Below are 14003 nucleotides of genomic sequence, written 5' to 3'. Positions count from 1 at the left end.
GCGGCTTCGTCCCACCGGTCGCCCTTCCTCCAGCGCTGAGCATCAGTCCTTCAATGTTCGATACCGCCCCTTCGCTCGACTGCAATGGCCGCCGTCTGATCCTCGATCGTCCGCGGATCATGGGCATCGTCAACGTCACTCCGGATTCCTTCTCCGACGGCGGCGAGCACGCCGGCACCGAAGCCGCGGTCGCGCACGCGTTGAGGCTGGTGGAGGAAGGAGCCGACATTGTCGACATCGGCGGCGAGTCGACCCGACCGGGTGCCGACGCGGTGCCGGTCGACGAGGAGCTGCGACGGGTCGTGCCCGTGATCGAGGCGCTGGCGGCGCAGGTCGAAGTGCCGATCTCGGTCGACACCTCCAAGCCCGAAGTGATGCGCGCCGCAGCCGCCGCCGGCGCGGGGATGATCAACGATGTCCAGGCGCTGCGTCGCGATGGCGCGCTCGAGGCCGCGGCCGACTGCCGCGTGCCGGTGGTGTTGATGCACATGCAGGGCGAGCCGCGCTCGATGCAGGCGGCGCCGTCGTACGATGATGTGGTCGCCGAGGTGCACCGGTTCCTGGCCGAGCGGATATTCGCCGCCGAGATGGCCGGCATCGACAAGAAGCGGATCGTGGTCGATCCCGGCTTCGGCTTCGGCAAGACGCTGGAGCACAACCTCGCCCTGCTGGCGCAACTGCGGCGTTTCGGCGAGCTGGGCGTGCCGTTGCTGGCGGGATTGTCGCGCAAGCGCAGCATCGGCGAACTGACCGGCCGCGACGATCCGCGCGAGCGCGTCCATGGCTCGCTGGCGGCACATCTGATCGCGGTACAGCATGGCGCGGCCATCGTCCGGGTGCATGACGTTGCCGCTACCGCCGATGCGCTGAAGGTCTGGAACGCGGTTGCCGCGGTCCCACGGCCGCTGCCCAGCGCATCCGCGCGGCCTGCGCCCCGCTGGCCCGACGAAGACTAGGGAAGCTCTGCCCCCATTCCGGCCGTGTTCGGGCGTCGCAGAGCCAGGTCCGTCCCCTGCTCACGCCGGGTCGGGTAGCGTTGCCTGCTCGACCCGTGGATGCGCCGTTCCGTCGGAGACCACGCTGTCGCCGTGCGTCAGCGACGCTGGGCTGAACCAACCGCGTGGCCTGTTCCAAGGCCGGAGGCGGGCGGGTGATTCAGGATTTCTCCACGCGCCGCCTCCGGCCCGGGCCGGAGGCGATGCTGAATTTCGTGTCGCCTGGGCGCGGCGGCCTGTCCGGAAAATATTATGTTTCGATGACTAATCGATATTGAATGGAATCTTCACCTGGCGATTATAAATGTCACTTCGCACCGGATTTAAGTGAAAAAGGTCTGCGCAATGGTGAATGCGGAAGGGGAGAGTGGAATTTTCGCCTTTCCAGGTGTTCTGTGATTTGAATCACGGTGAAATGCGGTATCCGTCGAAATACTGCCGTCGGACGAATGTGCAGCATGAAGGGCGGCATATTCGTCCGTGAACAAAAGGAAAGTTCTGATAATCAACGGAGGGAAATTTCGATGAAAATCTCGAAGATGACGGCTCTGGCAGTCCTGTGTGCGGGCGCCATCCTGGGTACGGCGAACGCGGGCGAGTTCCAGAAGACCAACGAGAAGGCGAGCTTCATCCATGGCGACAATCTCGTCACCAATGCGATGCCCGATCCGGGTCCTGCGGCCACGGCGCGCCCGCAGACGCCGCAACAGAAGGCCGAAGGAATGAGCGCGGTCATGGTGACCCGCAACGGTGATGTCTACGAGTCGAACGTGAGCCCGGAGGACGCGTTGCTGCTGGAGGAGGCGATCCGTGCGCTGGAGATCCTGGGTCGTGGGTCCATGACCATGCCCGGCGCAGAACCGACGGCGCCGATGCAACTGCTTGGCGGCGGCGATATCCGGGTCAAGCCCAGCGTCGTGATCGGCCCTGACGGCCGCGTCCAGGTCACCAATACGGTGGCCTCGCCGTACTGGCACATCGGCCGCATAGGCATCGGCTGCACCGGCACCCTGATCACGCCCAAGCACGTGCTCACCGCGGGCCATTGCGTGTCCGACGGTTCCGGCAACTGGTACTCCAGCCTGGATTTCACCCCGGCGCAGAACGGCAGCTACAAGCCGTGGGGCACCACCTCCTGGGCCACCGCCGTGACGACCTCGGCCTGGCACAACAACAGCAATACCAACTACGACTATGCGTTGATCGTGCTCTCGGCGCCGGCGCATGGCGGCCATGCCGGTTATGGCACCTACTCGGGCGGCACTCACACCATCACCGGCTACCCGGCCGACAAGCCGTTCGGCACGATGTGGCGGATGTCCGGCGGTGTGTGGACCAGCGGTTCCTACCGGCTGTGCTACACCATCGACACGTATGGGGGAAACAGCGGCAGCGGCATCTATGACAGCGGCAATGTCGTGCGCGGCGTGCACACCACCGGGTCGTCCACCCAGAATTGCGGGACGCGGCTGACCAGCACGGTGTTCAACCAGTTGCAGAACTGGATTTCCACGTACCCTTGATCGGTTTCGACCGGTTTCGACCGGTTTCGACCAATGGGAATTTCCGGTCTGCCGGGGATGCGTTCGCGAAAGCGGCGCATTCCCGGCGCTTGCGCCTGAATACATTCAGCAGGAGGGGTAACCGATGGCATCGTCTTTACCTGGAATAATATCCGCCGGGGCAATCCGGGCGGTAATGCTGTTCGCCCTGTCGGGATGCGCGGACGGCAATGGCCACCAGGACTCCGGACCTGCACCGGGTGGGGGCGTCATGCTCGAGAAAGTGATGATTGTCGGTAGCGCCGAGACACCCGATCCGGTGCTGGCGCGAGTGCGCGAGCTCGAAGCGCGCGGCCAGGTGAGGGATGTCGTCGTCCGCGAATCGTTCCCTGTGCAGATCGAACTGCGTGCCACCCGGGAGGTGATCGACGAACTCCAGGCCATTCCCCGCAAGGGCGGATTGCGGTAGCGGGGAAGGCTCCGGCCGCCATCGGCACGGCAGGGTAAGCTTGCCGGCGGGAAGGGCCGCGCCGGCCCCGGGGAGAAGCCATGACCGCCGATACGCCGTTGATCGTCACCTTCGCCGTCTATCTGATCGCGACGGTCGCGATCGGATTCATCGCCTGGCGCTCGACGCGCACCTTCGACGACTACATCCTCGGTGGCCGGTCGCTCGGCAGCTACGTCACCGCATTGTCGGCCGGCGCTTCCGACATGAGCGGCTGGCTGCTGATGGGCCTGCCCGGCACGCTGTACGCCAGCGGCGCGTCGAAGGCATGGATCGCGTTCGGCCTGATCATCGGCGCGTGGGCGAACTGGCGCTACGTGGCCGGTCCGCTGCGCGTGTATACCGAGCGCACCCGCAACGCGCTGACGCTGCCGGACTACTTCACCCACCGCTTCGCCGACCGCAGCCGCATCCTGCGGGTGCTGTCGGCACTGGTGATCCTGGTGTTCTTCGCGGTCTACTGCGCATCCGGCATCGTCGCCGGCGCAAGGCTGTTCGAGAGCGTGTTCGGCGTGCCGTACGCGCAGGCGATCTGGTACGGCGCGGCGGCCACCATCCTGTACACGTTGATCGGCGGCTTCCTTGCGGTCAGCTGGACCGACACGGTGCAGGCGACACTGATGATCTTCGCGCTGATCGTCACTCCGGTCATGGTGATCGTGGGCAACGGCGGTCTCGCACCGAGCCTGGCGGTGATCGAGCAGGTCGATCCCGCGCGCCTGCAATGGGTGGGCGCGGGCGGGATCGTCGCGATCGTCTCGGCGATGGCGTGGGGACTGGGTTACGTCGGCCAGCCGCATATCCTGGCCCGGTTCATGGCCGCCGACAGTGTCGCCACGATCCCGAAGGCGCGCCGGATCGGAATGACCTGGATGGTGCTGTGCCTGTTCGGCGCGATGTCGGTCGGCTTCTTCGGCATCGCCTGGTTCGGCGCTCATCCGAACGTCGCCGCGCCGGTCAACGCCAATTCCGAGCGCGTGTTCATCGTGCTGGCCGAGCAGTTGTTCAATCCCTGGGTGGCCGGCGTGTTGCTGTCGGCTATCCTGGCGGCGGTGATGAGCACGTTGTCGTGCCAGTTGCTGGTGTGCTCGAGCGCGCTGACCGAAGATTTCTATCGCGGCTTCATCCGCAAGGACGCCGGACATCGCGAGCTGGTCTGGGTCGGCCGCGCGATGGTGCTGCTGGTCGCGCTGGCGGCGATCGCGATCGCCTCGAATCCCGACAGCCGCGTGCTGGGCCTCGTCAGTTATGCCTGGGCCGGTTTCGGTTCCGCGTTCGGCCCGGTGGTGGTGTTGTCGCTGGTGTGGAAGCGGATGACGCGCAACGGCGCTCTTGCCGGCATGGTGGTTGGTGCGCTGACGGTGATGGCCTGGAAGCTGATCGCTGTCGAAAGGCTGGGTAGCGGGCTGTACGAGATAGTGCCGGGTGTGATCGCCGCGACCATCGCCATCGTGGTGACCAGCCTGCTCGGCAGGACGCCGCCGCACGAAGTGCAGACGACTCACGAACAGGTGCGCCTGAGTCTGCGCGAGAACGGCTACTGAGCGCGCGGACCTGCTTTTCCGCGTGGTTTTGTCAAGCGTTCCGGGTGGTCATTTTTTCGCCATGATCGTGCCGACCCTTGTGGCGCAAAGGGATCCCGGCGTTGTTCCCGATGCTGTCCGCAGGCTTGTCCACAGGCATTGTGGACAGCTGAAACGTGCTGGTCAAAAAATGTCCAGGTTCGCGCGGACCCTTGCGGCTGCAGGGCCTCGTGCGGTTCTCAACAATGTTGTCCCAGCGGTTTTCCACAGGCTGTGTGGAAAGCGACGACGGGGCGGATCGCAAGCCGGTGCCACGCCATCGGCTTCCGTCCAGCCAGGGCCCATGCGATTCTGGATCGCCCCGACTTGACCGATCGACATGCCAGCTGACCCGCGCCCGCTCGCGATCGCCTTGATGGGTCCGACCGCGTCGGGCAAGACCGCGCTCGCACTCGACTGGGCCGCGCGTTTCGGAGGCGAGATCGTCAGTGTCGATTCGGCGCTGGTCTATCGTGGCCTGGACATCGGTGCCGCGAAGCCGAGCCGCGACGAACGTGCGCAGGTTCCACATCACCTGATAGACGTGTGCGATCCGTGGCGTCCGTACTCGGCGGCCGAGTTCGCCGCCGACGCGCACCGTGCGCTGGATGCCATCATCGCCCGTGGACGCCTGCCTGTCCTCGCCGGCGGCACCGGTCTGTACTTCCAGGCTCTGCTGGAAGGCCTGTCGCCGATGCCCGAGGCCGACCCCGTCACGCGTTCCGCGATCGAGGCCGAGGCCGCGGTGCACGGCTGGCCGGCCATGCACGCCGAGTTGGCCGCGATCGACCCCGAGGCCGCCGTCCGCATCCATGCGACCGACCCGCAACGGATCCAGCGTGCGCTGGAGGTCTGGCGCTTGTCGGGACGCACGATCAGCGACTGGCGCCGCGAACCGCGCCGTCGGCTGCCGTACCGGGTGCTGAAGCTGGTGCTTGCGCCGTCGGACCGCGCGATGCTGCATGCGCGGATCGTCCGGCGCTTCGATGCGATGCTGGCGGCCGGCTTCCTCGACGAGGTGCGCGCGCTGCGTGCGTTGCCCGAGCTGCGGGCGCATCCGGCTCCGCTGGACCTGCCGGCGATCCGCGCGGTCGGCTATCGCCAGGCCTGGGAGTTCCTCGACGGCCGGGCCGGGGAGGGCGACTTCCGCGATCGCGCGATCTTCGCGACCCGCCAGTTGGCCAAGCGCCAGCTGACCTGGCTGCGCGGCCAGCTGGACGCGCGCTGGTTCGACCCGCAATCGCAACGTCGGGAGCTGGACGACGCGCTGGGGTTGTTCCTGGACGGACGCTAGCGATGGAAGCGGAACGGAGGCGGATGGGCGGGCAGGCGCGACGCTCCGCTCGCGGTACACTTGCCGACCGGACGGATTTCACGGAATTCGCCGCAGATGCGTTGCCAGCGGTGCCGGTGCGCTACCATCGGCCGGTCGCCGGCGTGGGGAGCGTGTCCGGCGGCATGGCCCGCGCCTGACGTGCGGCCCACCTATAACTAGAACAGCATGGGGAAATTTTGATGTCCAAGGGACAATCCTTGCAGGATCCATTCCTGAATGCGCTGCGGCGCGAGCGCGTGCCGGTTTCGGTCTATCTGGTCAACGGAATCAAGCTGCAGGGCACGATCGAGTCCTTCGACCAGTTCGTCGTCCTGCTGCGCAACACCGTCAGCCAGATGGTCTACAAGCACGCGATCTCGACCGTGGTGCCGGCCCGCAACGTCCGTGTCGGCCCTGGGGGCGGCTATGTGCAGACCGGCCACGGCGATGGCAACGGCAACGGCAACGGCCACGACGAGAACGAAAACGAATAAGCCGCTGCGGCGCAGGGAGGCCCTCCGGGGTCCTCCCTGCGGGCCCGGGCGGCGGCATGCGGGCGTTGCGGGTGCGCCGGGCCATTGAAATCGGCCCGTCCGGCCCCGACTTCGATGGCGATGACACTTCATTCCGCCCACTCTCCGGGGAATCCCGGTCCTGCCGGCAATTTCCAGGTGGCTCCGCGAGGTCTGACCGCGCGTGTTTGAACGATCCCGCAAGGGCGAGCATGCATTGCTGATACAGCCGCATGCCGGTGGCCCGCCGGACGAGGACCTGCTCGAGGAGTTCGCCGACTTGGCCCGCTCGGCCGGCGCCAGCGTCGCGACCCTGCTGACCGCCCGCATCGACCGGCCCAATCCCGCGACCCTGATCGGCAGCGGCAAGCTGGAAGAGGTGAAGGCCGCGGCCGAGGCCAGCGGCGCCGACCTGATCCTGGTCAACCACGCGCTGAGTCCGGTGCAGGAGCGCAACCTGGAGCGTGCCCTGCAGAGGCGGGTCGTCGACCGCACCGGGCTGATCCTCGACATCTTCGCCCTGCGAGCGCAGAGCCACGAGGGCAAGCTGCAGGTCGAACTGGCGCAGCTGCGTCACCTTGCGACCCGGCTGGTGCGTGGCTGGACCCACCTGGAGCGCCAGCGCGGCGGTTCGATCGGCCTGCGCGGCCCCGGCGAAACCCAGCTGGAAACCGACCGCCGGCTGCTGCAGAAGCGCGTCGACATGTTGCAGAAACGGCTCGACAAGGTCGAAGTTCAGCGCACCCAGATGCGACGTGCCCGCGTCCGCAGCGAACTGCCGCGGGTCGCGCTGGTGGGCTACACCAACGCGGGCAAGTCGACCCTGTTCAACGCGCTGACCGGTGCAGACGCCTACGCCGCCGACCAGCTGTTCGCGACCCTGGACCCGACCGTGCGCCGGATCAACGTCGCTTCCGGAGCGGGGCAGGGCGGTGCCGGCTCGGCCGGCGACGTGGTGCTGGCCGACACCGTCGGCTTCGTCCGCGATCTGCCGCACGAGCTGGTGGCCGCGTTCCGCTCGACCTTGTCGGAGGCACGCGAAGCCGACTTGCTGCTGCACGTGGTCGATGCCGCCGACCCCGCACGCCACGATCGCATCGCCCAGGTGGATGCGGTGCTGGCCGAGATCGGTGCCGGCGACCTGCCGCAGGTGCTGGTGTTCAACAAGATCGACCGGCTCGCCGGAGAGGTCGAGGAGGCGGGCGAAGCCGCGGCAACCGATGCAAGCACCCTCCGGCCGTTCGCGCCGCGCCTGGACAGGCCGGCGGAGGGCCGTCCGCGGGTGTGGCTGTCGGCGCGCGACGGGCGCGGGCTGGAGCTGTTGCGGCAGGCCCTGGCCGAGGCACTGGAGCTTCGGCACGTGAGCGGCCGGGTGCGGGTGCCGCCGCAGGCGGCGCGGTTGAGAGCCCGACTGCACGAGCTCGGCGCGGTGAAGGCCGAGAGCGCCGACGAACATGGCTGGCAGGTCGATGTCGACCTGGCCGTGAGCGACGCGCGCCGGCTGTTCGCGCAGCCGCACGGCGAATGGCTGCGGCCGCTGATCGAGACCGGCAGCGACGAAACCGCTGGCCTGTATTGAGCCGGTGACGCCCGCGCGCAGGCTCGGACGCGTGACCGGTGGGATCCGGTTGCGGCCTGCAGCGGCGACTTGCTTGAGGCCTGTCCGGACCCCACCTAGAATCGACCGGCGTCGCATTCCCCCGGATTCAGGTTCCCACCGGGCCGTTTCCGTCGCGACAACGACTTCAGAACTGGAGCAGGCATGGCCTGGAATACCCCTGGCAACAACGACTCCGGCGGCAACCGTCCGCCGCGACGGCAACGTCCTGGTGGTGGCGGCCTCGACGCCGTTCTCGACCAGTTTCGCAACATCTTCGGCGGTGGCGGCGGCGCCGGCATCGGTCGCTGGCTGTTGCTGGTGCTGGGCCTGTTCCTGGTCTTCAACTGCTTCGTGCTGATCGCCGAAACCCAGCGCGGCGTCGTGTTGCGCTTCGGCCAGTTCTCGCGGGTGATGCAGCCCGGCCCGCACCTGAAGCTGCCATGGCCGTTCGAGCGGGTGACCAAGGTCGATGCGACCCGCATCCGTACCGAGAGCTTCAACGTGCCGGTGCTGACCAGCGACGAGAACATCGTCCACGTCGAGATGAACGTGCAGTACCAGGTCAGCGATCCGCAGCGCTACCTGTTCGGTACCCGCGATGCCGACGAGGTACTGCGGCAGGCCGCGCTGAGCAGCATGCGCGAACAGGTCGGCCGCTCCACCCTCGATATCGTGCTCGGAGCGCGCAACGCACTGGCGGTGTCCTCGCGCGACCAGTTGCAGGCCTCGCTCGACGCCTATCGCACCGGCCTGGTCGTGACCGAGCTGAACCTGCCGAATGCGCGCCCGCCGGAGCAGGTCAAGCCGGCTTTCGACGACGTCAACAGCGCGCAGCAGGAACGCGAGCGATTGATCAGCGAGGCCCGCGCGTATGCGGCCCGGATCGTGCCCGAGGCGCGAGGCACTGCCGCACGCGTGCGTACCGCGGCCGAAGGCTACAAGGCCGAGGTCGTCGCGCGTGCGCAGGGCGACGCCGACCGTTTTTCCCTGCTCGTCGATGAGTACAAGCAGGCTCCCGAGGTGACCCGCAAGCGCCTGTGGCTGGAGACCCTCCAGCAGGTGCTGAGCGACAACCGCAAGATCGTCGGTGGCGATTCGCGCCAGCTGATCTACGCGCCGATGGGCGCCTCCCGCAGCGGTTCGACCGCGCCGATCGCTCCGGAACTGCTGGCGCCGACGCTGAGCACGCCGGAACCGTCCACCCCGCGCCCCGCGCGCACCGGTCGCGAGCCGCGCAGCGGCCGTGAGGAGCCCCGTCAATGAAGGCCCCCATCTGGATCGCCGTGATCGTCGCGGCGCTGTTCACCCTGCTCGGGTCGGTCTTCATCGTGAAGGAAGGCGAGACCGCGATCGTGCTCAACCTCGGCCGCGTCTCCCGCGCCGGCCTGGGTCCCGGCCTGCACTTCAAGGTGCCGCTGATCGAGAACGCGCTGGTGTTCGACCGCCGCCTGCAGGTGCTTGACGCCTCGCCGGAGCGCTATCTGACCTCCGAGCGCAAGGACATCAGCGTCGATTTCTTCTCGCTCGGACGGATCGACGACGCCACCGCCTTCTTCCGCGCCACCGGCGGCGACGAGAACGTGGCGGTCGCGAGGCTGGTGCCGATCGTGAAGGACTCCCTGCGCAACGAGATCAATGCGCGCACGCTGCAGCAGGTGGTGTCCGGGGACCGCTCGGAGATCATCGACGCGCAGCTGGACAAGATCAACGAGGGTGCGGCCACGCTTGGCGTGCGCATCGTCGACCTGCGCATCAAGCAGATCGACCTGCCCACCGACAGCGAGGTCATCACCAACGTCTACGCCCGGATGAGTGCCCAGCGCCGACAGGTCGCCAGCGCACTGCGCGCCGCCGGCGAGGAGCAGGCGCGCCAGATCCGCGCCGAGGCCGATCGCGACCAGACCGTGCTGGTGGCCGAGGCCGAACGCGATGCCCAGCGGCTGCGCGGCGAGGGCGATGCGGAAGCGGCGCGGGCATATGCCGCGGCGGCCAGCAAGGATCCGGCATTCTATGCATTCCAGCGCAGCCTGGAGGCCTATCGCGCAGCGTTCGACGACGGCCAGGCGCTGATCGTGCTGGATCAGGACGATCCGTTCCTGCAGTACCTCGAAAACGACCGCTGAGGTGTACGGCGAGCTGCTCTCGGCGATCTGCCTGGTCGCGGTGCTGGAAGGGCTGTTCCTGTTCGTCGCACCGCGTGGCTGGAAGCGTGCGGCCGAGCAGTTGCACGCATTGCCGGACCGGCAGCTGCGATGGATCGGCGCGACCTTCGTCGGCATCGGTCTGATCGCGTTGTGGTGGACCCGGCGGGCGTTCTGAAGCGGAGTCCGGAAGGGGACTGAACACGGGTTGGCCGGGGATGGAACCCGGGGCCGGCGGGCACTGGCCCCGGCACCCCGAAACCCGGATAATGCACAAAAGCCGGACGGGCCTGCTCCAAACGAGCCGCCCGCCGGCTTTTTCCGTGTCCGGCCCTGCTAAGGAGCGGCGTCAGCCCCGAGCTGCCGGGTCCAATGCATTTCGCTCCTGTCCGGGGCGGTTGAAACTGGAGAGTGGTGATGGGTCAGTCAGTCGTGGTGTTGGGTGCGCAGTGGGGCGATGAAGGCAAGGGCAAGATCGTCGATCTGCTGACCGAGGAGATTGGCGCCGTCGTCCGTTTCCAGGGCGGCCACAACGCCGGCCACACGCTGGTCATCGGCGGCAAGAAGACCGTGCTCCACCTGATTCCGTCCGGCATCCTGCGCGAGGGTGCGCTGTGCCTGATCGGCAACGGCGTGGTGCTCAGCCCGGCCGCGTTGCGCAAGGAGATCGACGAACTGGAGTCGACTGGCGTCGACGTGCGCTCGAGGCTGAAGATCAGTCCGGCGACACCGCTGATCATGCCGTACCACATCGCCCTGGACCAGGCGCGCGAGAAGGCCGCCGGCGGCAAGGCGATCGGCACCACCGGCCGCGGCATCGGGCCGGCCTACGAGGACAAGGTCGCGCGCCGCGGCATCCGCGTCGCCGACCTGCACTATCCGGACCAGTTGGCCGAGAAGCTGCGTGCCGCGCTGGACTACCACAACTTCGTGCTGACGAAGTACCTGGGCGTCGACGCGGTCGACTACCAGAAGACGCTGGACGAGGCGCTGGAGTTCGGCGAATACGTGCAGCCGATGAAGTCTGATGTCGCCGGCATCCTCCACGACCTCCGCAAGCAGGGCAAGCGGGTGCTGTTCGAGGGCGCGCAGGGCTCGCTGCTGGACATCGACCATGGCACCTATCCGTACGTCACCTCGTCCAACACGACGGTCGGCGGCGCGCTGGCCGGCGCTGGCGTTGGTGCGGACGCGATCGACTACGTGCTCGGCATCTGCAAGGCCTATGCGACCCGCGTCGGCGGTGGTCCGTTCCCGACCGAGCTGCACGACGAGATCGGGCAGGGCATCCGCGATCGCGGCCAGGAGTACGGCGCCACCACCGGTCGCCCGCGTCGCTGCGGCTGGATCGACATCGTCGCCCTCAAGCGCGCGGTCGCGATCAATGGCATCACCGGACTGTGCATCACCAAGCTCGACGTGCTCGACGGCATGGACACGCTGAAGATCTGCATCGCCTACGAATACCGCGGCAAGCGTACCGAGTACGCGCCGCTGGACGCCGCAGGCTGGGACGAGTGCACCCCGGTGTATCTGGAGTTCCCCGGCTGGGAGGAGAACACCCACGGCATCACCGAGTGGGACAAGCTGCCGCCGGCCGCCCGCGCCTACCTGCGTGCGCTGGAGGAACTGGCCGGTTGCCCGCTGGCGATCGTTTCCACCGGTCCGGACCGCGAGCACACGATGGTGCTGCAGGATCCGTTTGCCTGATCACCTCGTCGGCGATCATTCCGCCAGCCATGCCGCATGCTGCGAGCTGAAGCGTCGGGGCGGTTTCCAGGAACGGCTCCAAGGGTTGCATCGGGTCGTGCTTTGCGCCTGTGCCATCGCACATGAAAAACGGCGGGGCTCCATGCCCCGCCGCGAACTGGTGATCACGGACGAGGTTTACTTCGCGTTCGGAATGTTGACCTTGTCGATGCCATGGATCAGGCCGTTACTCGACGGTATGTCGGCGAGGGTGATTTCCGCACCGTCGATGCTGAGTTTGTCGCCGTGCATTTTCACGGCTGCCGCCTGGCCGTTGACCGTTCGTGCCGATTCCCATTTGCCGATGTCGGCGACGCTCTTGCGACCGTTGACCACGTGGTAGTTGAGCAGCGAGGCGAGCTCGGCCTTGTTCTCGGGCTTCATCAGGTTGTCCAGTTTGCCTGCAGGCAGCTTGTCGAAGGCGGCATCGGTCGGTACGAACAGCGTGTACGGGCCCGTGCCGCTGAGCGTGTCCTTAAGGCCGGCCTGCTCGACGGCTTTGCCGAAGGTCTTGAAAGATCCGTTGGCAGCGACGGTATCGAGGAGGTTGCTGGTGCTGGTGGGGGATGGCTGGGATGAGATGTTCATGAGAATGATTACCTTGGGGTTTTGATCCGCTGATGTACTGGATCAAGAGCGGCCGAAGCCGTGTCTCCTGCCAATGGCGGGAGTACGAGGCTCAATGCGGGTTGGGGGTGGATGTTGCTGCGCCTGAGTGGCCGTTGCGACATTGCATCGCAGTGCCAAGCCACAGTGCGCGCCCAGGTGTTAGCTGACTGTGATTTGAAGGGCGCCTGTCCATCGGCTTCAGCCCGCGTTGTGCATGCCATTGCGTCATGCGACCGCCGGTCCGATCGTTGCGGGCGATCATGCGGATGCTGTTATGGTGATGGTGCCCACAAGGGCCGGTGCGCATCCTGCGCTCCAGTGACTTGTCCGCTATCGCAGGACGATCATATGAAATCCATCAAGGGCCATCGTATCGTTCGCGAGAGCCGCCCTGGCTCCTCTCGTGCCGGTTGCGATTCGGCAATCGAACGTGCCGAGAACGAAGGCTGGCCGATCCCATGCCAACCAGCCCGCCCGCCAGTGGTCCGCAAGCATGCGGCATGGCTTTGGTTGCGTGGCTCCAGTCCGGTTTCATGGCGCGTATATCGCGACAAGATCGCGGAGGCGCGCAGCCGGTTGGTCCGGTACCCTCCGCCGTAGGTCGTCAGGGAATCCTGGCGCAAGTCCCCTGCTTCGAGCGAGTATTCTCACCGTCGGACAGGGAGCAAAAGGGCTGTAGCCGGGCAGTCGGCAGGATGGTTCCGCGCAGGCGGAATCACGGCGGCAGAATCACAACCGCGAGGTAGACAGCTTCATGTCGGCCGGCCTCATATCGGCATTGGCCCAGGCTGTCTCGAACTCGGCATCGGCCTGACGTGCTTCGCGGCTCTTTCCCTGCGCTTCCAGACTGCGGGCCAAGCCATGCAGCGACCAGCCGTTGCCCGGGTTACGCCTGAGTTCCTCGCGGTAGACCTTCTCGGCTTCCCCGGCCCTGTCGGCGTCAAGCAGGGCTGCGCCGAGCGTGTACCGGGTCGGAGCATGCCAGCCGGGCGGCTCGTTCTAGGGGATCGAATCCTCGACCACGACCGCCTCGCGCAGTGTCGCGATCGCCTTCGGCCAGGGCGATCTCGGCGGACAGTGAGCGTTCTGCGATGCGCGCGGCATGGGCGAGCGGGTAGCGTTCCCATACCAGCATCCGCTCCATCATCGGGTCGGCGGCCAGCGGTCGCAGGTTGGGCCCTGCTCGACTACTCGGCGACCAAGGGCGCGATCCATGCGTTCACGATGAGCCTGGCGGCGCAGCAGTTGCTCGCACGGGGCATTCGGGTGAACGCGGTGGCACCGGGAAAGGAAATGGCCAGCTTCGGCGCCGGCAGCGACATGGGACGCCCTGCGCAGCCGGAGGAAATCGCTCCCGCCCACGCCTATCTGGAGCCGCCTGTGATGTCGTCCTATGTCCGTGGCGTGGCGTTGCCGGTGATGGGCGGGTCGCGGGGTTGACCATCCGCCATGCCCTGCCTCAATGCATGATGTCTGGCCCGGCACGATGGCGCCGGGCCAGACATTCATC

Annotated in this window: 13 protein-coding genes and 1 pseudogene; 12 read left to right on the top strand and 2 right to left on the bottom strand. The window is 66.9% G+C overall.

Annotation, left to right across the window (positions count from 1 at the left end; genetic code table 11):
- Positions 1-53: 53 nt before the first annotated feature.
- From folP to L3V18_RS04975, 11 genes are all read left to right on the top strand, one after another.
- Entirely contained in the window at positions 54-956 is a 903-nt protein-coding gene (gene folP, locus L3V18_RS05025; RefSeq protein ID WP_237053523.1) for a dihydropteroate synthase, read from the top strand.
- Between the two features lie 497 nt (positions 957-1453).
- Entirely contained in the window at positions 1454-2518 is a 1065-nt protein-coding gene (locus L3V18_RS05020; RefSeq protein WP_237053522.1) for a trypsin-like serine peptidase, read from the top strand.
- Between the two features lie 175 nt (positions 2519-2693).
- Positions 2694-2966, top strand: a complete 273-nt coding sequence (locus tag L3V18_RS05015; protein WP_237053519.1) for a hypothetical protein — start codon at positions 2694-2696, stop codon at positions 2964-2966.
- An 80-nt stretch (positions 2967-3046) separates the two neighbouring features.
- Positions 3047-4549 (top strand): sodium/proline symporter PutP, encoded by a 1503-nt coding sequence (gene putP / locus L3V18_RS05010; protein WP_237053517.1) that lies wholly within the window; start codon positions 3047-3049, stop codon positions 4547-4549.
- A gap of 358 nt (positions 4550-4907) precedes the next feature.
- Complete coding sequence (gene miaA / locus L3V18_RS05005; RefSeq protein ID WP_237053516.1) at positions 4908-5861, top strand: tRNA (adenosine(37)-N6)-dimethylallyltransferase MiaA; 954 nt, start codon at positions 4908-4910, stop codon at positions 5859-5861.
- 221 nt (positions 5862-6082) lie between these two features.
- A complete protein-coding gene (gene hfq, locus L3V18_RS05000) occupies positions 6083-6376 on the top strand; it encodes an RNA chaperone Hfq (RefSeq protein WP_237053515.1) in 294 nt (97 codons plus the stop codon).
- A gap of 202 nt (positions 6377-6578) precedes the next feature.
- Positions 6579-7973 (top strand): ribosome rescue GTPase HflX, encoded by a 1395-nt coding sequence (gene hflX, locus L3V18_RS04995; protein ID WP_237053514.1) that lies wholly within the window; start codon positions 6579-6581, stop codon positions 7971-7973.
- Between the two features lie 183 nt (positions 7974-8156).
- Positions 8157-9257 carry an FtsH protease activity modulator HflK gene (gene hflK / locus L3V18_RS04990; RefSeq protein ID WP_237053513.1) on the top strand — a complete coding sequence of 367 codons (1101 nt, stop codon included), beginning with the start codon at positions 8157-8159 and terminating at the stop codon, positions 9255-9257.
- On the top strand, positions 9254-10117 hold the full coding sequence (gene hflC / locus L3V18_RS04985; RefSeq protein WP_237053512.1) for a protease modulator HflC: 864 nt from the start codon (positions 9254-9256) through the stop codon (positions 10115-10117). Before hflK ends, hflC begins: the two co-directional genes overlap by 4 nt.
- Position 10118: 1 nt before the next feature.
- Positions 10119-10313, top strand: coding sequence for a DUF2065 domain-containing protein (locus L3V18_RS04980; protein WP_237053511.1), 195 nt, complete (start codon positions 10119-10121; stop codon positions 10311-10313).
- Positions 10314-10552: 239 nt separating this feature from the next.
- Complete coding sequence (locus tag L3V18_RS04975) at positions 10553-11845, top strand: adenylosuccinate synthase (protein WP_237053509.1); 1293 nt, start codon at positions 10553-10555, stop codon at positions 11843-11845.
- Between the two features lie 177 nt (positions 11846-12022).
- Here L3V18_RS04975 and L3V18_RS04970 read toward each other — a convergent pair whose 3' ends face one another.
- A complete protein-coding gene (locus L3V18_RS04970; RefSeq protein ID WP_237053507.1) occupies positions 12023-12472 on the bottom strand; it encodes a fasciclin domain-containing protein in 450 nt (149 codons plus the stop codon).
- A 750-nt stretch (positions 12473-13222) separates the two neighbouring features.
- Positions 13223-13441: a tetratricopeptide repeat protein gene (locus L3V18_RS19400; protein ID WP_425493471.1), complete on the bottom strand. Its 219-nt coding sequence runs from the start codon at positions 13439-13441 to the stop codon at positions 13223-13225.
- Positions 13442-13669: 228 nt separating this feature from the next.
- Here L3V18_RS19400 and L3V18_RS04965 point away from each other — a divergent pair.
- Positions 13670-13933, top strand: a pseudogene (locus tag L3V18_RS04965) (SDR family oxidoreductase); the annotation flags it as partial.
- Positions 13934-14003: the final 70 nt, after the last annotated feature.

The sequence above is a fragment of the Marilutibacter chinensis genome (genome assembly GCF_021725675.1).
In the GTDB taxonomy this organism is placed as follows: Bacteria; Pseudomonadota; Gammaproteobacteria; order Xanthomonadales; family Xanthomonadaceae; genus Marilutibacter; species Marilutibacter chinensis.
This window is presented reverse-complemented; position numbering and strand designations above follow the sequence as displayed.

Bases quoted from the DNA above. Each gene is read 5' to 3' on its own strand.
- L3V18_RS04970 (WP_237053507.1), bottom strand. From the start codon at position 12,472: ATGAACATCTCATCCCAGCCATCCCCCACCAGCACCAGCAACCTCCTC.
- hflK (WP_237053513.1), top strand. From the start codon at position 8,157: ATGGCCTGGAATACCCCTGGCAACAACGACTCCGGCGGCAACCGTCCG.
- putP (WP_237053517.1), top strand. From the start codon at position 3,047: ATGACCGCCGATACGCCGTTGATCGTCACCTTCGCCGTCTATCTGATC.
- L3V18_RS05015 (WP_237053519.1), top strand. From the start codon at position 2,694: ATGCTGTTCGCCCTGTCGGGATGCGCGGACGGCAATGGCCACCAGGAC.
- L3V18_RS05020 (WP_237053522.1), top strand. From the start codon at position 1,454: ATGAAGGGCGGCATATTCGTCCGTGAACAAAAGGAAAGTTCTGATAAT.
- miaA (WP_237053516.1), top strand. From the start codon at position 4,908: ATGCCAGCTGACCCGCGCCCGCTCGCGATCGCCTTGATGGGTCCGACC.
- hflC (WP_237053512.1), top strand. From the start codon at position 9,254: ATGAAGGCCCCCATCTGGATCGCCGTGATCGTCGCGGCGCTGTTCACC.
- L3V18_RS04975 (WP_237053509.1), top strand. From the start codon at position 10,553: ATGGGTCAGTCAGTCGTGGTGTTGGGTGCGCAGTGGGGCGATGAAGGC.
- hfq (WP_237053515.1), top strand. From the start codon at position 6,083: ATGTCCAAGGGACAATCCTTGCAGGATCCATTCCTGAATGCGCTGCGG.
- folP (WP_237053523.1), top strand. From the start codon at position 54: ATGTTCGATACCGCCCCTTCGCTCGACTGCAATGGCCGCCGTCTGATC.